Below are 17,269 nucleotides of genomic sequence, written 5' to 3'. Positions count from 1 at the left end.
CTGCTGGGGTCGCGTCGTAAGAAAGCCCCGAAGGGCCTTTTCATTCGATCCCGAGTTCCTGGATCTTTCGGGTGATGGTGTTGCGCCCGATGCCGAGCTTCTGCGCGGCCTCGATGCGGCGGCCTCGCGTGTTGGCCAGGGCCGTGAGGATCAGCCTCGACTCGAAGCGGCGCGTGAGCACGTCCCAGACGTCGGTGCGGCCCGCCGCCAGCAGCGCCTGCGCCTCGACCTCCAGGCCGCTTTCCCAACTGCTCACGCCTGCATGCGCTTCGGTGGATTCGGATACGGCGGGCACGGGCGCTGACTCACCGCTGGCCGCAATCGGCGGCGATGCGACGGGCTGGGCCATCGCAGCCGACGCGGCAGCCACGGCTTCGGGCACGTGGGCCTCGGCGCCTGCGCCGACGGCCATCACCTCGGGCGGCAGGTCCTTCGCTTCGATCAGCTGGGCCGGTGCCATCACGGTCAGCCAGTGGCAGATGTTCTCGAGCTGGCGCACATTGCCCGGAAAGCTGAAGGCCGCGAGCCTGGCCAGCGCCGCGTCGGAAATGCGCTTGGGCTCGACGCCGAGCTGGCGCGCGCTCGCCTGCAGGAAGTGGCGCGTGAGCGCGGGCACGTCTTCGCCGCGTTCGCGCAATGCCGGCAGGCGCAGGCGGATCACGTTGAGGCGGTGGAACAGGTCTTCGCGAAAGCCGCCGAGCTTGACGCGCTGCTCCAGGTCCTGGTGGGTCGCGGCGATCACGCGCACGTTGGCCTTCACCGAGTTGTGGCCGCCCACGCGGTAGAAATGGCCATCGCTCAGCACGCGCAGCAGGCGCGTCTGCAGGTCGAAGGGCATGTCGCCGATTTCGTCGAGGAACAGCGTGCCGCCCTCGGCCTGCTCGAAGCGGCCGCGGCGCATGGTCTGCGCGCCGGTGAAGGCGCCGCGCTCATGGCCGAAGAGTTCGCTCTCGAGCAGGTCCTTCGGGATGGCCGCGGTGTTGATGGCCACGAAGGGGCCGTTGGCGCGCGGCGAGTGCTTGTGCAGCGCACGCGCCACCAGTTCCTTGCCCGAGCCCGATTCGCCGGTGATGAGCACCGTGACGTTGCTCTGCGAGAGCCGGCCGATCGCGCGGAAAACGTCCTGCATGGCGGGCGCCTGGCCGAGCATCTCGGGCGCGGCGACCATGCGTTCTTCGGCGACTTCCTCGCGCTGGCTTTCGTCGACGGCGCGGCGGATGAGCTCGACCGCGCGCGGCAGGTCGAAGGGCTTGGGCAGGTATTCGAAGGCGCCGCCCTGGAAGGCCGAGACGGCGCTGTCGAGGTCTGAAAAGGCCGTCATGATGATGACGGGCAGGCCGGGATGTTTGGCCTTGATCTTGTCGAGCAGGTCGAGCCCGGAGCCGCCGGGCATGCGGATGTCGCTCACCAGGACCTGGGGACCTTGCTGATCGTCGTCGGCGGCCTGTTCGAGTGCTGCGAGCACCTCGCGCGTGTTCGTGAAACTGCGCGTGGGCAAGTCTTCGCGCAGCAGAGCCTTCTCGAGCACGAAGCGAATCGATTGGTCGTCATCAACTATCCAGATCGGCTTCATGCATCTCCTTGTTGCCGGGCTGCTAGGGCAGCGGTATCAATATCTTGAAATCGGTTCGGCCCGGGACGCTGTCGCACTCGATCACGCCGTGATGCTGTTGCACAAAAGTCTGTGCGAGCGTCAATCCCAGCCCCGTCCCGCCTTCCCTGCCCGATACCAGCGGATAGAAGATGCGGTCCTTGATCGTGTCCGGCACACCCGGTCCATTGTCGATGACATGCAATTCCAGTGCCAGTCGATACCACTGCTTGTTGAAGATCACCTGGCGGGCGACGCGCGTCTTGAAAGTGATCTGCGCATCGCCGGCCGCGCGGCGCTCGGCCAGCGCCTGCGCGGCGTTGTGCGTGATGTTGAGCGTGGCCTGGATGAGCTGCTCGCGGTCGCCGCGGAACTCGGGAATCGACACGTCGAAATCGCGCTCGATGTGCAGGTCGCGCGGAAACTCCGCAAGGATGACCGAGCGCACGCGCTCGCACACCTCGTGGATGTTGACGTCGCCCACCACGTGCGGCCGGCGGTGCGGCGCGAGCAGGCGGTCGACCAGTGTCTGCAGCCGGTCGGCCTCGTGGATGATGACCTGGGTGTATTCGATGAGGTCGCGCGATTCGACCTCCATCTGCAGCAGCTGTGCCGCGCCGCGGATGCCGCCGAGCGGGTTCTTGATCTCGTGCGCGAGGTTGCGGATGAGTTCCTTGTTGGCCTGCGCCTGGTCGATGAGGCGCTCTTCGCGGTCCTGCCGCACCTGATGCTCGAGCGGCGACATCTCGATGATGAGTTCGCCCTTCTTGTCGCCATGCGCGAGCGTGACCTGCACCGGCATGAGCTCGTGGTTGACGCGGCGCAGGAAGGCTTCGTAGCGCAGGGTGGCGAAGTCGTTGCTGCTCGCGCCGTCGATCGCCGTGCGCAGCACCTGCGGCTCGTGAAAGCACGCACCGAACTGCGACCCCTCGAGGGTGCGCCGCGATGTGCCCAGTGCGTCTTCGAGGCCTGCATTGGCAAACAGCACCGAGCCGTTGCTGTTGACCACCGCGATGAGGGTGGACAGCAGGTCGAAGGACTGGAAGCGCGGATTGGCGCCGCTCGCCTTCTTCCCGAACACCATATGGCTATTGCGGTTGCTGCTTGTTCGGCAGGCGGCCGATCTCGCGGCGGATGCCGGCGATGTCGCTTTCGTTGCGCGCCAGCTCGGCCTTCATTTCGGCGACGCGGTCCAGGTACTTCTGGTAGTTGCGGCCTTCGCTGCCCTGCTTTTCAGGCTCGCCGTTGTTGTATTCCTTCTGCAGCTCGGCCTGGCGTGCCTCCGCCTTCTTGAGTTCGGCTTCGAGCACCGAGCGCGCCTCGCCGTCGCGCGCGCGCTGGTCAACACCTTCGACACGCGGGCTGCCCGCCGGTGCGCGTGCCGCGGAAGAGCCACCGGACGACGCGGAGCCGCCCGAAGTTTTCGTGCCTTGCACGACCGTGACGTTGCCGCCTTCCATGACCTTGCAGCCCTTCTGCTGGGCGATGGTGGCGTTGTTGGTGTACTCGTTGCCGCAACGCCAGACGCGCTCCTGCGCGAGCGCCGGTAGCGCGATCAATGAACCGGCCAGAAAAATGAGAGAAGCAGTCTTCATGTGTATCGGTGGAGGGCGGCGACAAAGGTGCATTTTCGTGCAATTCGATGCCAACCGTGACCAAATGTTCCAGGCCAATGAAAAAGGACGGCCGAGGCCGTCCTTTTGTCTTGAATCCCCGTCAGGGGCTCGCCTTTACAGCGAGTAGTACATGTCGAACTCGACCGGGTGGGTCGCCATGCGGAAGCGCGTGACTTCCTGCATCTTCAGCTCGATGTACGCATCGATGTATGCATCGGTGAACACGCCGCCCTTGGTCAGGAACGCACGGTCCTTGTCCAGGTATTCCAGGGCCTGGTCGAGGCTGTGGCAGACGGTCGGGATCAGCGCGTCTTCTTCCGGCGGCAGGTGGTACAGGTCCTTGCTGGCGGCTTCGCCCGGATGGATCTTGTTTTCGACGCCGTCGAGGCCCGCCATCAGCAGCGCAGCGAAGCCGAGGTACGGGTTCATCAGCGGATCGGGGAAGCGCGCTTCGACGCGGCGGCCCTTCGGGTTGGCCACGAACGGGATGCGGATCGAGGCCGAGCGGTTCTTGGCCGAGTAGGCCAGCTTCACCGGGGCTTCGAAGCCGGGCACCAGGCGCTTGTAGCTGTTGGTGCCGGGGTTCGTGATGGCGTTCAGGGCACGGGCGTGCTTGATGATGCCGCCGATGTAGTGCAGGGCGAAGTCCGAGAGACCTGCGTAGCCGTCGCCTGCGAACAGGTTCTTGCCGTCCTTCCAGACCGACTGGTGCACGTGCATGCCGGAGCCGTTGTCGCCGACGATGGGCTTGGGCATGAAGGTGGCGGTCTTGCCGTAGGCGTGGGCCACGTTGTGGATCACGTACTTCTGCAGCTGGACCCAGTCGGCGCGCTGGACCAGCGTGCTGAACTTGGTGCCCAGTTCCATCTGGCCGGCGTTGGCCACTTCATGGTGATGCACTTCGACCGGGATGCCGAGCGATTCGAGCACCAGGCACATTTCCGAGCGCATGTCCTGGAAGCTGTCGACCGGGGGAACCGGGAAGTAGCCGCCCTTGACTGCCGGACGATGGCCGGTGTTGCCGTGCTCGTATTCCTTGTCGGTGTTCCACGAGGCTTCTTCGGAGTCGATCTTCACGAAGCAGCCCGACATGTCGTTCTTCCAGCGGACGCCGTCGAACACGAAGAACTCGGGTTCCGGACCGAAGAAGGCGGTGTCGCCCAGGCCGGAGGCCTTCATGTAGGCTTCGGCGCGCTTGGCGAGCGAACGCGGATCGCGCTCGTAGGCCTTGCCGTCGGCGGGGTCGATCACGTCGCAGGTCAGGATCAGCGTCGTTTCTTCGAAGAAGGGATCGATGTTGGCGGTGTTCGGGTCGGGCATGAGCTGCATGTCCGAAGCTTCGATGCCCTTCCAGCCGGCGATGGACGAACCGTCGAACGCGTGGCCCGAGGTGAATTTGTCTTCATCGAAAGCCGAGACCGGCACGGTGACGTGCTGCTCTTTGCCACGGGTGTCGGTGAAGCGGAAGTCGACGAACTTGACCTCGTTTTCCTTGACGAGCTTGAGTACATCGGCGACGGTCTTTGCCATCAGTTTCTCCTGAGTTGGATGGTGGTTAGGAATACAGGGACGAGGGATGCAGTTTCTGTGCCATTGTCGCCTCACCCGACGACGCTTTGGCGAGCGCTGCAAACCCCAAATAGAGGCGGAAATTCACCAAGTTGGTGCAATCGACATCAACGCACCAATTCTGGGCCAAGCTTGGCATCAAAGGTGTGCAACCCTTCGATCAGCTGGACATAGGCGGCATCGAGCCGGCCGGGGTCGCCCTTGACGCCCAGCTCGATGTGCCGGCCATATTCAGGGTGGTCGACACTGGGCAGGCTGAACACCTTGATGCCGGCGTGCGCGGCCTCGATGGCCTGCATGAGCGGGGTCAGCGTGGCTTCCATGGCACCGAAAACGATCACCGATTTCTCGGCGACGGCATTGCGGGTGAACAGGTCGGCGTAGCGACTGTCGAGCACGGACTCGATCATGGGCCAGGCCATGACCGGAAAGCCCGGCACGAAATGCACGTGGTCGACGCTGAAACCCGGAATCTTGTTGTACGGGTTGCGGATGATGGTCGCGCCCTGCGGGAACACGCCCATGTTGAGGCGGTGGATGTTGTCGGGACGGTCGGGCTCATAGGGCAGGCCCTGTTCGTCCGCCGTGTCCCGCATGCGTTCGCGGATCAGCATCTCGGCTTCGGGGTGCAGCGCGAGCGGCACGCGCAGCGCCTGCGCAGCGCACTGGCGGGTATGGTCGTCGGGCGTGGCGCCGATGCCGCCGGTCGAGAACACGATGTCGCCCGAGGCAAAGGCGCGCATGAGCGCGGCGGTGATGCGCGCGGGCTCGTCGCCCACGTACTCCGCCCAGCCGAGCTGCAGGCCGCGCGCGGCGAGCAGCTCGATGACCTTGGCCATGTGCTTGTCGGCCCGCTTGCCGGAAAGGATCTCGTCGCCGACGACGATGAGACCGAATGCGCGTGTCATGGTGAACCCCATTGAGAGAGTGCGGCCTTGCTGGCTCCCTCGGCTTCGAGGGCCGACGTGGTGCCGGCGGCGGTCGACGCTTCGGCCACGGCGCGCTGAGCGCGCAGCTGCGCCAGCGCGTCGAGGCAGTAGTGCGCGAACCAGAGCGCCGAGAAGGCGAAGACCAGTGTGTAGATCCAGATGGCGATCGGCACCAGCACGAAGAAGGCGGCGGCGAACAGCAGGCCCGATGCCCAGACGATGCTGGGCGCGGCGCCCAGGTAGCCGCAAAGCACGCCGATGCACAGCAGCGGCAGCCGATGCGCGCGCAGCAGTGCGGTGCGCTCCTCGGGGCTGGCATGCTCGGCCAGCGCATCGAAGCTCATCACGCGGTAGGTGAGCCAGCCCCAGATCAGCGGCGGCAGGATCAGCACCAGCGGCGGAATGAGCCACAGCGGCATCGACACCACGAGGGCGATCAGCGCCAGGATGGTGACGCCCAGCGAACGCGCGACGCTGCCGAAGAACGAAGCGCCCTTTTTCTGTTCGAGCGAGGGAAAGCGCCGTTCGGCCACCAGCTTCGTCAGCGCGGGCGCCATGAAGCCGGCCACGATCAGCAGGCAGAGCACCACGATCACCGGGGTGGCGGCAAACACCACGACCAGGGACGCCAGTGCGGAAGTGACGTCACCGGAGAAAAGACGGCCGATCCAGGCCCAGAAGCTCGACAGCAGCGGCCAGGCGTCGAGCGCGCCGCGCGTCCATACAACCGCGTCGTCCCAATAGAAGTAACCGAGCCCCGCGGCCAGCACCACCATCAGGCCCAAAGGCAGCAGCGACAGCACGATCACGCGCGGCAGCATGCAATAGGCGACCGCGCGCCAGAAGGAGTCGAGGAGCAGGCGCATGAGGCAGCGAGGATAACGCGTCGGACGCGCCTTTCAGGGCCCGGAGCCCCTCAGCCGCGACCGGCCATCCGCTTCAGGCCGAGCCACTGCTGGGCCCAGAAGCCACGGCCGTAGTCGCGCACGCGCCCATTCGCGTCCGGCTCGACCTGGTCGCGGATGCCGGTCGGGTCGTAGCGATCCTCGAAGTTCGCGGTGCGAAACAGCATGTCCCACCACGGCAGCAGCACGCCGAAGTTGTGGCCGCCCAGCGTGCTCTTGCCGTTCGACTCGTGCCCCAGTCCGATGCTGTGGTGCAGCCGGTGGAAGCGCGGGCTGATCCACAGCCGCTCGCCGATGGCGCCGAAGCTCAGCCGCAGGTTGGCGTGCTGCAGGCTTTCGCTGAGCTGCGTGAAGGCGACGAAGGCGATGAACTGCCCCGGCGCCACGCCGATCAGCTGCGCCACGATGACGATCAGCGTGTCATGGACGATGTCGTCGAGCAGGTGGTTGCGGTCGTCGCTCCACATGGTCATCTGGCGCTGCGAGTGGTGCAGCGAATGCAGGCCCCACCACCAGTTGAACTGGTGCTGGCCGCGATGGATCCAGTAGCCGACGAAGTCGAGCACCACGAGGTAGATGGCGAAGGCCACCACCGGCACGTCGGTCACGCCGGGCCACACCTCGTCGAGATGAAAGGTGCCCCACCCCGCCGTGCGCAGGCTGCCCAGTGCGTCGTCGAAGAAGGGCTGCAGCGTGAAGAACAGCGCCAGCCGGAACAGGCCGAGGCGGTGGATCAGCGTGTAGAGCACGTCGATGCGGACCGCATGGCGATCGACCACCGGCTCCACCGAGCGCCAGCGCTGCAGCGGCCCGATGACCGCGATCAGCACCAGGATCTGGATGAGGCCGACCAGCAGCCAGCCGGTGGCGTCGAAGGCGTCCTCGGTCCAGCCGCCGAGGCCGACGGCATAGACCAGCGGCTGGACGGCGGTCTCGAAGAACCAGCCCTGCAGGGCGGAAAAGGCGTCTGTCAGCCAATCGATCATGGCGGCAACTCGGTCAGGGGTGGGATGCGATCCAGGCGCGGAAGTCCGGATGCTGGCGCAGCGTCTGGAAACAGAAGCCCTTGGCCTTGAGACCGACGATCAGCGGCTCGAGGTTGGCCGGCGCCCACGGGTCCTTGCGCGACCAGATGCCCAGGTGCGCGAGCAGGATGTCGCCAGGGCGAATGGTGTCGAGCGCCTGCGTCAGCAGCCTGGCGTTGCTGAACTTCTCGCTCGGCAGTTCGTCGCCGAGGAAGCCGGCGGGTGCCCAGCCGACGTACTTGTAGCCGCAGCCCTCGGCGGCGGCCAGCAACGCGGGGGACGTCTTGCCGCCCGGCGCGCGGTACAGCGGCAGCGGTTTCTTGCCCGTGATGGCGGCCAGGCGGTCGGACGACTTGCGGATGTTGGTGCAGTACTCGGCCGCGCTCCAGGTCGATTCCTTGCCGTCCTGCGGGCCGGCCGAAGGCTTGATGCGGAAGCTCGGCGGCGCGCCCTTGACGTCGGCGCGCCAGTACGCGTGGTCGTAAGTGTGGGAGCCGAATTCGTTGCCCTCGGCCGCCCTCGCCTTCCACCACGGCGCCCAATGGTCGTCGAGGCTGTCGCCGTCGGTCTGGGTGCGCTCGGCGGCGGCGAAGAAGGTGACGCGCACGTCCTGCCGCTTGAGCACGTCGGCCACCAACGGGGCGACGCCCATGTGGCCGGTGTCGAAGGTCAGGTACACGGGCTTTTCGCAGGTGGCGCCCGGCTGCGCGCCCCAGGCCACGGGCGCCAGGGCCCCGGCCAGCGACAACGCGAGGGCCGCGCCGATGCGGCTAGATGCGCTTGCCATGATCGAGCGTCCAGACACCGTGCGGCGAACGGCCGACGTTGACCTGGCGCACGACCTTGTTGCTGGCCAGGTCGACCACGCTGAGCTTCTTGGCCCATCGCGAAGTCACGTACAGCGTCTTGCCATCGGCCGAGACGTCCATGCAGTCGGGGCCACCGGGCACGGGATAGTTCGCGATGACCTTCAGCGTCGCCAGGTCGATCCGGCTGATGCTGTTGGCCACGCGGTTGCTCACGAACACGCTCTTGCCGTCGCCGGCCGAACGGAAGGCGTGGGCGCCCTTGCCGGTGGGGATCTTGCCGACCAGCTTCGGCTCGGCGCCGGCCACGTCGAACACCTGCACGCCGTCGCTGCCGGTCAGCCCCACCAGCAGGGTCTTGTCGTTGTGCACGCCGAAGATGTCGGCCGGCATGGTGCCGGTGGCGGTGCGCCACTTGACGGTCTGCGTGGGCAGGTCGATGGCGATCATCTCGTCGCTGTCCTGCATCGTCACGTAGGCGATGGTGCTGGTGTTGTCGATCCAGATGTGGCTGGGCGTCTTGCCGCTGGCGATGCGCTTGGCCAGCTTCAGGTCTTTCCCGTCCCAGCGGTAGATGTCGACGTGGTTCAGGCGGTTGCCCGCCGTGACGAACCACTTCATGTCGCGCGAGAACTGCAGCTGGTACGGATCGATGATTCCGTAGACCACGCGCTGCACTTCGGCCGTGCGGGGGTTCAGGAAGGTCAGCGAATCGCCCGCCGAGTTGGCCACGATGACCGATTTCTCGTCGGGCGTCATGTAGAGGTGGTGCGGCTCCTTGCCGGTGGCGATGCGCTGCTTTTCCGTCCAGTCGACCGGATTGATCACGCTCACGTTGGCATCCAGCGAGTTGAGCACGAAGATCGGCGGAGGTTCGGCCGGCGCGGCAGCAGCGGTGTGTGCCGCCAGGGCCGTCAGACAGGAAAGCAGGAAGGCCGCGGTGCGGCCGTTCGGTCGAGCAGGGAGTCGCAAGGGAAGGTTCCGAGAGAGAGCTGCGAATCTTAACGGCCAGGTCTTATGGCTGGCTGACCGGGAATACGCTCTTTCGCTCGCTTTTCCCCTCTATTTCGCCGGTTTCGCCGGCTTGGCCGGCGCGCGCAGCGCCGCGACCTCTTCGGCCGTCAGCCACCGCCACTGCCCCGGTGCCAGGTCGCCGGGCAGCGCCAGGTCGCCGATGCGCGAACGATGCAGTCCCTCGACCCGATTGCCGACCGCCGCCAGCATGCGCTTGACCTGGTGGTATTTGCCCTCGGTGAGCGTGAGCCGCAGGTGCAGCGGGCTGTCGGATTCGCAAGCGGCCGCGCGCACGGGCTTCGGGTCGTCGTCGAGCACGACGCCGGCCAGCAGCTTCGCGATCTGCGCTTCGTCCACCGGGTGCTTGGCCGTCACTTCATAGACCTTCGGCACATGATGCTTGGGCGAACCCATCTTGTGGATGAACTGACCGTCGTCGGTCATCAGCAGCAGGCCGGTGGTGTCCTGGTCGAGCCGGCCGATCGCCTGCACGCCCTGCACCGCCCCCTTGTTGGGGCGCAGGCGCAGCGGCGACGGCAGCAGCGTGTAGATGCTCGGGTAGGTCGAGGGCTTCTGGGAGCACTCGGTGCCGGCCGGCTTGTGCAGCATCAGATAGGCCTTCTCGTGGTACGCCCACGCGGTGCCCTGGACGGTGAAAAGCAGGCCGTCGGGATCGAGATCGGCAAAGGGGTCGGTCACCGCCTGGCCCGCGACGGTCACGTGGCCTTGCTGGACCAGGCCCGCGCACACGCGGCGCGTGCCGAAGCCTTGGGTGTAGAGGATGTCTTGCAGGTGCATGAAAATTGAAAAAGGCGGCCGTGCCGACAAGGGCACGACCGCCTTCTAGTTTGCCGCAGTATCAGTAGCCGGCGGCCAGGCCGGTGTTGCGGCGGGGGTCGTTGGCGCCATAGAAGCGGTTGGCGCCGACCGGCTTGCCGCCAAGGGATGGCGCACCGACGATGATCGCCGCCAGGTGGTTGGCCGGCTGCGGCACGCCCAGGTTGTGGCCCATGTCGGTCAGGATCTTGCGCGTGTCGGGGCTCAGCGCGAAGGTCTCGACGTTGGTGACGTCGGGCAGCCACTGCTGGTGGAAGCGCGGCGCGTCGACGGCCTCCTGTACGTTCATGCCGTAGTCGACGACGTTCAGGATGGTGTGCAGCACGGCCGTGATGATGCGGCTGCCGCCCGGCGTGCCGACCACGAACACCGGCTTGCCGTCCTTCGACACGATGGTCGGGCTCATCGAGCTCAGCGGGCGCTTGCCCGGCTCGATCTTGTTGGCCTCGCCCTGCACCAGGCCGTAGAGGTTGGGCACACCCACCTTCGCGGTGAAGTCGTCCATCTCGTTGTTCAGCAGCACACCGGTCTTGGCAGCCGTGACCTTGGCGCCGAACCAGTCGTTCAGCGTGTAGGTGACCGACACCGCGTTGCCCCACTGGTCGGTGATCGAATAGTGGGTGGTGTTGCTGCCTTCATGCGGCGCCACGCCGGGCTTGATGTCCTTCGAGACGCCGGCCTTCTTCGGGTCGATGACGGCGCGGATCTTCTCGGCGTAGCCCTTGTCGAGCAGTCGCTCGAGCGGGTTCTTCACGAAGTCGGGGTCGCCCAGGTAGCTGTTGCGGTCCACGTAGGCATGGCGCATGGCTTCGATCTGGTAGTGCACCGATTGCGCCGAGCGGAAGCCCAGGTCCTTGAGCGGATAGCCCTCGAGGATGTTGAGCATCTCGCAGATGATCACGCCGCCCGAGCTGGGCGGCGGCGCCGACACCACGCGGTAGCCGCGGTAGTCGCACTCGACCGGCGCGAGTTCGCGCGTCTTGTACTGGTCGAGGTCGGCCTGCGTGATGATGCCCTTGCCGGCCTGGCTGGAAGCCACGATGGCCTGGCCCACCCAGCCCTTGTAGAACCCGTCGGTGCCCTTGGCGCTGATTTCCTTCAGCGTCCTGGCGAGGTCTTTCTGCACCAGCTTCTGGCCGACGGCGAAAGGTTCGCCCTTGTTGAGGAAGATCGCGCCGGAGACGGGGTCCTTCTTGAAATCGTTGGTGGCCGTGAGCAGCATGTCGATGTCGCCCTGCTCCAGCGCGAAGCCCTTGTCGGCCAGCTGGATCGACGGGGCGATCAGGTCGGCTCGCTTCATCGTGCCGTACTTTTCGCGCGCGTACTCCATGCCGGAGACCGAGCCCGGCACGCCCACGGCGAGGTGCCCGTTGGTGCTCAGGCCCTTGATGACGTTGCCGTCCTTGTCGAGGTACATGTTGGCCGTGGCGGCCAGCGGCGCCTTCTCGCGGAAGTCGAGGAAGGTCTTGCGGCCATCGGCCAGCTGCACGGTCATGAAGCCGCCGCCGCCGAGATTGCCGGCGGCCGGATACACCACCGCCAGCGCATAGCCCACGGCCACCGCCGCATCGACCGCGTTGCCGCCGCGCTTGAGCACGTCGACGCCGACCTTGCTGGCCAGGTGCTGCGCGCTCACGACCATGCCGTGCTCGGATGCGACGGGCGCCACCGACGCGGCATTCGACGCGCCGGCGGCCGCCAGCGCGAGCACCGCGGCGACGGCAGCGCGCAGCTTCGGGGTCCATTGGATTTGTTGCATGTGAAAGTCTCCTCTTGGGCGTGATGAAGAATGAAGTTCAGGCCGTCAGCAGTGCCTTGCGGCGCAGGGCGTCGAGTGCCAGCGCGACCTGCTGGCGGGCGAATTCCTTGACTGCCGGCGGGTCGGTCAGCGGCTTGTCGTCCTTGACGAAGCGCAGGCGATCGCTGCGCACTTCCGCTTCGAGATGCTCAGCCAGGGCGTCGTGCGAGTGTGTGCCGTCGAGCAGCGGCAGCAGGCTTCGCTCGAGCAGCGTCAGCACCACGGGCTCGTGCCATTGATTGCAGGTGTTGGCTGTGGCACCGGCGCCTGACGCAAGGCCGGAAGCACCCCGAACAGCGGGCAGGACCCGCGGCCGGTCGGAAATCGCGTCGGCCGCCGGCACCGCAGTGCGGCGGATGCGCAGGGCGCCGAGGATCAGCAGCTCCTCGAGCATGGCCAGCACGGCCGCCTCGACTTCGGCGGGCGGCTGCGCCGTGAGCGCGGAGGTGGCCTCGATGAGGGCCGGGACCGACATCGACGCCGGATAACGCATGTCGAGCAGATGCGCCACCGCCTTGTGCACCGGTACCCGCAGCGTGACCTTGCGGCCCTGGATCGCGCTGCACGGCTGCTCGCGGGCATCGAGCGTGAGCGCCTCGCCGCCGTCGGCCTTGAAGACGCCGGCGAACTCGAGCAAACGGATGCGCGCGGGCTCCAGCTTGTAGCGGATATGCCTGGCCTGCTCCTGCTTGACCAGCAGGGTCTGGCGGAAGGTGCGATTGACCAGGAAGTCGAGGTACTGCTCCATCATGACCTGGCTGCCGCCGCATTCGCGCAGCAGCGGATCGCGCACCTTGTCGCCGTAGTTCTGCACGAACATCGTCGACGGCTCCGCATCGGCCAGGTAGGCGAGGCCATGAACGTTCGCGCGCGCCACGAACTCCTTGAAATAGCACGGGGCGTTGCAGGGCTCGAGGAACTCGTGCAGCAGGTACGAGCTGTTGGCGCTGCGCACGATCGGCATCGCCTCCTCGAGCGTCTTCTTGAGCACGCTGTCGGCGCGGGCCGACTGCTCGAGGAAATCGAGCATGCCGCGTGCATAGGACAGCTTTTCGTCGGGCGTATCGCGTGGGCCACCGCGCAGGATCATTGCGTCGCGCACGATCTCGCGCGCCTTCCAGCCGGGGTACACGTTGTAGCTCACGTAGGCCACGCCGCTCGGCGCGAGGTTCTCCGAGCAGATGCGCAGGATCGCGTCCTGCACCGGGCCCGGCACCCAGCTGTAGACGCCGTGGCACACGATGTAGTCGAACTGGCCGAACGAGGCGTCGATGTCCGCAAGGTTGAAGGCCTTGAGCTCGATGTTCGACAGCCCGGCGCGCCCGATGGCCGCCATGCCCTGCGCCACCTGCACCGTCGAGAGGTCGACGCCGATCGCAGAAGCCTCGGGGTGGCGCGCCGCAAAGGGAATCAGGTTGCCGCCGGCCGCGCAGCCGAGCTCCAGCACGCGGGCCGTTGCAGGAGACGGAACATCGAGCCCGAAGAGAAATGCCAGCGCTTCCAGATGCTCCATTGCCGACTGTGGAAACGGATGCGAATCATAGGGCACCGTGTCGTAGTAAGTGGTCAACTCTGAAGTCAGCGAATCCGGCACGGGCGTCCTTTTCGGGATCTGGGCAAGCGGCAGTGCCTTGGTACGGGCACCGCGGGCAGCGATGGATTGCAGCAAATGCAATGTGACAACGCTGGCCGACTATAGCCCGCGTTCGAGCAAAAAAACGAGCCCGAGCAGGCCGCGCGAATGGCACAGAAAAAAGCCCAGCCGCGAGGGCTGGGCTTGAAAGCCTCTCTGCTTGGCATGCATCGAGGTCCCCGCACAGGTTGACCAGCGGGGGACGGTTACCCGTCAAGGAGAAATTTCGGCCGGGACACAGTTTACTGTATATTTATACAGTCTTTTCAGAAAGGATACCTGCCATGTCTCTGACCGAAGAAACAACCGCTGCGCCCAATCACGCGCTCAAGGAAGCGCTGGCCTGGATCTCGAAGTTCGCGCACGCGTGGAAGGCCATCGAGCCTTCGCCGAGAAGCCTCAGCATCGACGGCTTCATCATCTGGGGGCCTGTGCTCTACGAGAAGCACAAGAGTGAAGATCCCGTGCGGTTGGCGCACCAGTTGTTCGGCAAGTCCGGTGAATACTTCAAGTATCTCTACCCCGAGCGCGGGCCCGGCTCCAGCGATCGCCGGTCTTAGAATGACCCGATGAATTGGCGCACACTGCTTCCGCTTGCCTTGGTCCTCACCGGCTGCTCGACACCCCCCAACGAAGTGACGCAGGTTCGCGACGGCGTGCTGCGGGCCAAGACGTACGTACAAGCCTCGGACTATTGCGACGCGCAAAGCAAGACGCCGCGCTGGCTCGGCAAGGCGCCTGCAGAACAGGGCGTCCTGTTCCAGTGCAACTGAGTCTGGGTCGCTGGACATGGTCCAGCATCTGCAAGCCCATGTTCAGAGAGGCTCGCGTTGAGAAATGTGGTGGAGCTGGGGGGATTTGAACCCCCGTCCGCAAGCCTTCATCGCGCAGTTCTACATGTTTAGTGATCTGATTTGAGTCTCGCTTCCGGAGTCGCGCAGTCACACGCTAAACCGGACGCCAGCACCCTATTTTCTCGCCCCGACCCAAGGTACCCGGATCGGAGCCAGCCCATGTAATTATCCTTGCAGCCGGGAGGTCAGGATTGCTCCAGACCCCCTTGCCCAGCCCATCGGCCAACTGTTGCAAGGCTCACTGGCAATTAAGCAGCGAGTGCGAAACGTTCGTCGTTTGCAGTTAGTTTGTTTGAATCTGTTTTACGAGCGCATTCAGCTCGACATGCCCCGCTGCGACTCCGAACCCACGTCGAAACCAGTGCAGCCCCAAGCCTCACATTTTAGGCTCTATTGAGTAACTTCAAGAGCTCAAGGGGCGAAGAGATTGAAGCATCCGCCTGCCAGAGCGTTGAATCGGCCTGCGGCCCCATGTAGCCATAGGTCGCCGCAACCGTGCGCATGCCCGCAGCCCGGCCCGCGATGATGTCGCGCTCGTCGTCGCCGACGTAGACACATGCCTCCGATGGCACGCCGAGCCGGCGCGCCGCCTCATGCAAGGGCTCGGGATGCGGCTTCGCAAATGGCGTGGTGTCACCGCTCACTACCGCGCCCGCACTCGCGAAAAGCGGAATGGCGCGCGTCAGCGGATCGGTAAAGCGCATCGACTTGTTGGTGACGACGCCCCACAGCAACCCAAGCTCGCGCAGCGCCTCGATCAGCGCCTGGATGCCGTCGAATACCTGCGTGTTGAGCAGCATGCGGCGCTCATAAGCCACGAAGAACTCTTCGCGCAGCTCATTGAACTCGGGCGAATCCGGCGTGATGCCGAAAGCGATACCGAGCATGCCGCGCGCGCCTGCTCCGGCCATGGGGCGGTAGCGCTCCAGCGGGTATGAATGGAGGCCGCGATCGGTGCGCATCTTGTCGGCTGCAGCACCCAGATCGGGCGCACTGTCGATCAGCGTGCCGTCGAGGTCGAACAGCACGGCCCGCGTCTGCGCGCCCATCATTTCCTTGAATCCGGCGAGGCCGGCTTCTGCGTGGCGAACATGTAGTTGACGCTGGTGTCGCCGCTGAGCCAGTAGCGCCGGGTCAACGGGTTGTGCTCCATGCCGCGGGTGTGCCGCAGATCCAAGCCCGCCGCGCGGCAGTAGCCGGCCAGTTCGCTGGGCCGGATCAGCTTTGCATATTCGTGGGTCCCGCGCGGCAGCATGCCGAGGACGTACTCGGCGCCCACGATCGCAAACATGAACGACTTCAGATTGCGGTTGATCGTCGAGAAGAACACCCAACCGCCGGGCTTGACGAGCGCTGAGCAGGCCTGGATCACCGAGGCCGGCTGCGGCACATGCTCGAGCATCTCCATGCAGGTGACGACATCAAAGCTGCCGGGCTGTTCGGCAGCCAGCGCCTCAGCACTGATTTCGCGGTACTTCACTCCGCGGGTGCCGGCCTCGAGCGCATGCAGTTGCGCGACCTTGAGCGCCTTGCCCGCAAGGTCGATGCCCAGCACCTCGGCGCCCTTGCGAGCCATCGAGTCGGCCAGGATGCCGCCGCCGCAGCCGATATCAAGCACGCGGCGCTGCGAAATTGGCGCAATTCCGTCAATCCAGTCCAGGCGCAGCGGATTGATTTCATGCAACGGGCGGAATTCGCTCTCCAAATCCCACCAACGATGTGCGAGCTCTGAAAACTTGGCCAGTTCGGCGGGATCCGCATTCACATTTTCTGTCATACAGCGATTATGAAACGAGCAATGACCGATAAGCACCGTGTCGGCTTTGCCGACAAAAGATCAATCGCGAATTCGACGGCCATAAAAAAACCCCGCCTAGGCGGGGTTTTCATGATCGATGGAATCGACTGATTAGTTGGCGCGAGTGCCGACCACTTCGATTTCCACGCGACGGTTCTTGGCACGGCCTTCCTTGGTGCGGTTGTCAGCCACAGGCTGCTTCTCGCCCTTGCCTTCGGTGTAGACGCGGTTGCGTTCGATGCCCTTCGAGACCAGGAAGGCCTTGACGGCTTCGGCGCGACGCACCGACAGACGCTGGTTGTAGGCGTCCGTACCGATCGAATCGGTGTGGCCCACAGCGATGATGACTTCGAGGTTCACGCCACGGATCTTCTCGACCAGATCGGTCAGCTTGGCGCGACCTTCGGGCTTCAGAACCGACTTGTCGAAGTCGAAGAAGGCGTCAGCAGCGAAGGTCACCTTGTTGGCAGCGACTTGCGGCGCGGCCGGTGCGGCCGGAGCAGCAGGGGTCGGAGCAACAGCAGCCGGAGCAGCAGGAACCAGAGCGCCGTCGCAACCAGCGGCAGCCGTAGCCGGCGTCCAGTTGGCATCGCGCCAGCACAGTTCATTCGTGCCGTTCTTCCAAACCAGTTCGCCGGTGCCGTTTTGCCAGTTGTCGATCGTAGGACCGCCGTCCGCAGCGGTGACACGGGTCTGCGCGCCGGCGGCAGTGGCGAGCGCAGCGACTGCAAACATCATCGCCACTTTATTCAGTTTCTTCATGGTTCTCCTCTTGGGGAAAAAGCCGCAGCCGCGCTGCGAATCAAGGACGCTTTAAGTGACCACCACCCAAAACGTTGAGGCGATTGTGCCATAGGGTCTTTGGCAAACAGGCCGCTGGACAGCCCGGAAGCG

The 17,269-nt window shown here is 65.3% G+C and carries 17 protein-coding genes and 1 other RNA gene; 2 read left to right on the top strand and 16 right to left on the bottom strand.

Going from position 1 to position 17,269, the window contains the following annotated elements; all coding sequences use genetic code 11:
- Positions 1 to 40 precede the first annotated feature (40 nt).
- From ntrC to PMI12_RS04015, 12 genes are all read right to left on the bottom strand, one after another.
- Positions 41 to 1,573, bottom strand: a complete 1,533-nt coding sequence (gene ntrC, locus PMI12_RS04070; protein ID WP_007829409.1) for a nitrogen regulation protein NR(I) — start codon at positions 1,571 to 1,573, stop codon at positions 41 to 43.
- 22 nt (positions 1,574 to 1,595) lie between these two features.
- Positions 1,596 to 2,675 (bottom strand): nitrogen regulation protein NR(II), encoded by a 1,080-nt coding sequence (glnL, locus tag PMI12_RS04065; RefSeq protein ID WP_007829407.1) that lies wholly within the window; start codon positions 2,673 to 2,675, stop codon positions 1,596 to 1,598.
- A 4-nt stretch (positions 2,676 to 2,679) separates the two neighbouring features.
- Positions 2,680 to 3,186: a hypothetical protein gene (locus PMI12_RS04060; RefSeq protein WP_007829405.1), complete on the bottom strand. Its 507-nt coding sequence runs from the start codon at positions 3,184 to 3,186 to the stop codon at positions 2,680 to 2,682.
- Between the two features lie 135 nt (positions 3,187 to 3,321).
- Complete coding sequence (glnA, locus tag PMI12_RS04055; RefSeq protein WP_007829403.1) at positions 3,322 to 4,737, bottom strand: type I glutamate--ammonia ligase; 1,416 nt, start codon at positions 4,735 to 4,737, stop codon at positions 3,322 to 3,324.
- A 146-nt stretch (positions 4,738 to 4,883) separates the two neighbouring features.
- A complete protein-coding gene (locus tag PMI12_RS04050) occupies positions 4,884 to 5,684 on the bottom strand; it encodes a competence/damage-inducible protein A (protein ID WP_007829401.1) in 801 nt (266 codons plus the stop codon).
- A complete protein-coding gene (locus PMI12_RS04045) occupies positions 5,681 to 6,571 on the bottom strand; it encodes an EI24 domain-containing protein (protein WP_007829399.1) in 891 nt (296 codons plus the stop codon). The genes PMI12_RS04050 and PMI12_RS04045 overlap by 4 nt, the downstream gene beginning before the upstream one ends.
- 50 nt (positions 6,572 to 6,621) lie before the next feature.
- On the bottom strand, positions 6,622 to 7,596 hold the full coding sequence (locus PMI12_RS04040; RefSeq protein WP_007829397.1) for a sterol desaturase family protein: 975 nt from the start codon (positions 7,594 to 7,596) through the stop codon (positions 6,622 to 6,624).
- A 13-nt stretch (positions 7,597 to 7,609) separates the two neighbouring features.
- Positions 7,610 to 8,422, bottom strand: a complete 813-nt coding sequence (locus tag PMI12_RS04035; protein WP_007829395.1) for a polysaccharide deacetylase family protein — start codon at positions 8,420 to 8,422, stop codon at positions 7,610 to 7,612.
- A complete protein-coding gene (locus PMI12_RS04030; RefSeq protein WP_007829392.1) occupies positions 8,406 to 9,413 on the bottom strand; it encodes a YncE family protein in 1,008 nt (335 codons plus the stop codon). The genes PMI12_RS04035 and PMI12_RS04030 overlap by 17 nt, the downstream gene beginning before the upstream one ends.
- Before the next feature lie 90 nt (positions 9,414 to 9,503).
- On the bottom strand, positions 9,504 to 10,253 hold the full coding sequence (locus PMI12_RS04025) for a pseudouridine synthase (protein ID WP_007829390.1): 750 nt from the start codon (positions 10,251 to 10,253) through the stop codon (positions 9,504 to 9,506).
- 61 nt (positions 10,254 to 10,314) lie between these two features.
- A complete protein-coding gene (ggt, locus tag PMI12_RS04020) occupies positions 10,315 to 12,051 on the bottom strand; it encodes a gamma-glutamyltransferase (RefSeq protein WP_007829388.1) in 1,737 nt (578 codons plus the stop codon).
- 37 nt (positions 12,052 to 12,088) lie between these two features.
- Positions 12,089 to 13,660, bottom strand: coding sequence for a class I SAM-dependent methyltransferase (locus PMI12_RS04015; protein WP_237726042.1), 1,572 nt, complete (start codon positions 13,658 to 13,660; stop codon positions 12,089 to 12,091).
- Between the two features lie 347 nt (positions 13,661 to 14,007).
- Here PMI12_RS04015 and PMI12_RS04010 point away from each other — a divergent pair, with 347 nt between their 5' ends.
- Complete coding sequence (locus PMI12_RS04010) at positions 14,008 to 14,283, top strand: hypothetical protein (protein ID WP_007829385.1); 276 nt, start codon at positions 14,008 to 14,010, stop codon at positions 14,281 to 14,283.
- 9 nt (positions 14,284 to 14,292) lie between these two features.
- Positions 14,293 to 14,496, top strand: a complete 204-nt coding sequence (locus PMI12_RS04005; RefSeq protein ID WP_007829384.1) for a hypothetical protein — start codon at positions 14,293 to 14,295, stop codon at positions 14,494 to 14,496.
- 67 nt (positions 14,497 to 14,563) lie between these two features.
- On the opposite strand, the gene ssrA is transcribed toward PMI12_RS04005, so the two are convergent.
- The 4 genes from ssrA to ompA all read right to left on the bottom strand — a co-directional run bounded on the left by ssrA (position 14,564) and on the right by ompA (position 17,137).
- Positions 14,564 to 14,948, bottom strand: a transfer-messenger RNA (tmRNA) gene (gene ssrA, locus PMI12_RS28005).
- Positions 14,949 to 14,960: 12 nt separating this feature from the next.
- Positions 14,961 to 15,626, bottom strand: a complete 666-nt coding sequence (locus tag PMI12_RS04000; RefSeq protein ID WP_042672795.1) for an HAD family hydrolase — start codon at positions 15,624 to 15,626, stop codon at positions 14,961 to 14,963.
- Positions 15,626 to 16,354 (bottom strand): bifunctional 2-polyprenyl-6-hydroxyphenol methylase/3-demethylubiquinol 3-O-methyltransferase UbiG, encoded by a 729-nt coding sequence (ubiG, locus tag PMI12_RS03995; RefSeq protein WP_007829382.1) that lies wholly within the window; start codon positions 16,352 to 16,354, stop codon positions 15,626 to 15,628. Before ubiG ends, PMI12_RS04000 begins: the two co-directional genes overlap by 1 nt.
- 132 nt (positions 16,355 to 16,486) lie before the next feature.
- Positions 16,487 to 17,137, bottom strand: a complete 651-nt coding sequence (gene ompA / locus PMI12_RS03990) for an outer membrane protein OmpA (RefSeq protein WP_007829381.1) — start codon at positions 17,135 to 17,137, stop codon at positions 16,487 to 16,489.
- Positions 17,138 to 17,269 lie beyond the last annotated feature (132 nt).

The organism is Variovorax sp. CF313 (genome assembly GCF_000282635.1).
Taxonomy (GTDB): Bacteria; Pseudomonadota; Gammaproteobacteria; order Burkholderiales; family Burkholderiaceae_C; genus Variovorax.
The sequence above is the reverse complement of the archived record's forward strand: the minus strand, read 5'-3'. Positions and strand labels throughout refer to the sequence as shown.

Excerpts from the sequence above, each read along its gene's own strand:
- PMI12_RS04050 (WP_007829401.1), bottom strand. The coding sequence starts at position 5,684 with ATGACACGCGCATTCGGTCTCATCGTCGTCGGCGACGAGATCCTTTCC.
- glnA (WP_007829403.1), bottom strand. The coding sequence starts at position 4,737 with ATGGCAAAGACCGTCGCCGATGTACTCAAGCTCGTCAAGGAAAACGAG.
- ompA (WP_007829381.1), bottom strand. The coding sequence starts at position 17,137 with ATGAAGAAACTGAATAAAGTGGCGATGATGTTTGCAGTCGCTGCGCTC.
- PMI12_RS04000 (WP_042672795.1), bottom strand. The coding sequence starts at position 15,626 with ATGGGCGCGCAGACGCGGGCCGTGCTGTTCGACCTCGACGGCACGCTG.
- PMI12_RS04005 (WP_007829384.1), top strand. The coding sequence starts at position 14,293 with ATGAATTGGCGCACACTGCTTCCGCTTGCCTTGGTCCTCACCGGCTGC.
- PMI12_RS04040 (WP_007829397.1), bottom strand. The coding sequence starts at position 7,596 with ATGATCGATTGGCTGACAGACGCCTTTTCCGCCCTGCAGGGCTGGTTC.
- PMI12_RS04045 (WP_007829399.1), bottom strand. The coding sequence starts at position 6,571 with ATGCGCCTGCTCCTCGACTCCTTCTGGCGCGCGGTCGCCTATTGCATG.
- PMI12_RS04035 (WP_007829395.1), bottom strand. The coding sequence starts at position 8,422 with ATGGCAAGCGCATCTAGCCGCATCGGCGCGGCCCTCGCGTTGTCGCTG.
- PMI12_RS04025 (WP_007829390.1), bottom strand. The coding sequence starts at position 10,253 with ATGCACCTGCAAGACATCCTCTACACCCAAGGCTTCGGCACGCGCCGC.
- glnL (WP_007829407.1), bottom strand. The coding sequence starts at position 2,675 with ATGGTGTTCGGGAAGAAGGCGAGCGGCGCCAATCCGCGCTTCCAGTCC.
- ubiG (WP_007829382.1), bottom strand. The coding sequence starts at position 16,354 with ATGACAGAAAATGTGAATGCGGATCCCGCCGAACTGGCCAAGTTTTCA.
- ntrC (WP_007829409.1), bottom strand. The coding sequence starts at position 1,573 with ATGAAGCCGATCTGGATAGTTGATGACGACCAATCGATTCGCTTCGTG.
- PMI12_RS04010 (WP_007829385.1), top strand. The coding sequence starts at position 14,008 with ATGTCTCTGACCGAAGAAACAACCGCTGCGCCCAATCACGCGCTCAAG.
- ggt (WP_007829388.1), bottom strand. The coding sequence starts at position 12,051 with ATGCAACAAATCCAATGGACCCCGAAGCTGCGCGCTGCCGTCGCCGCG.
- PMI12_RS04060 (WP_007829405.1), bottom strand. The coding sequence starts at position 3,186 with ATGAAGACTGCTTCTCTCATTTTTCTGGCCGGTTCATTGATCGCGCTA.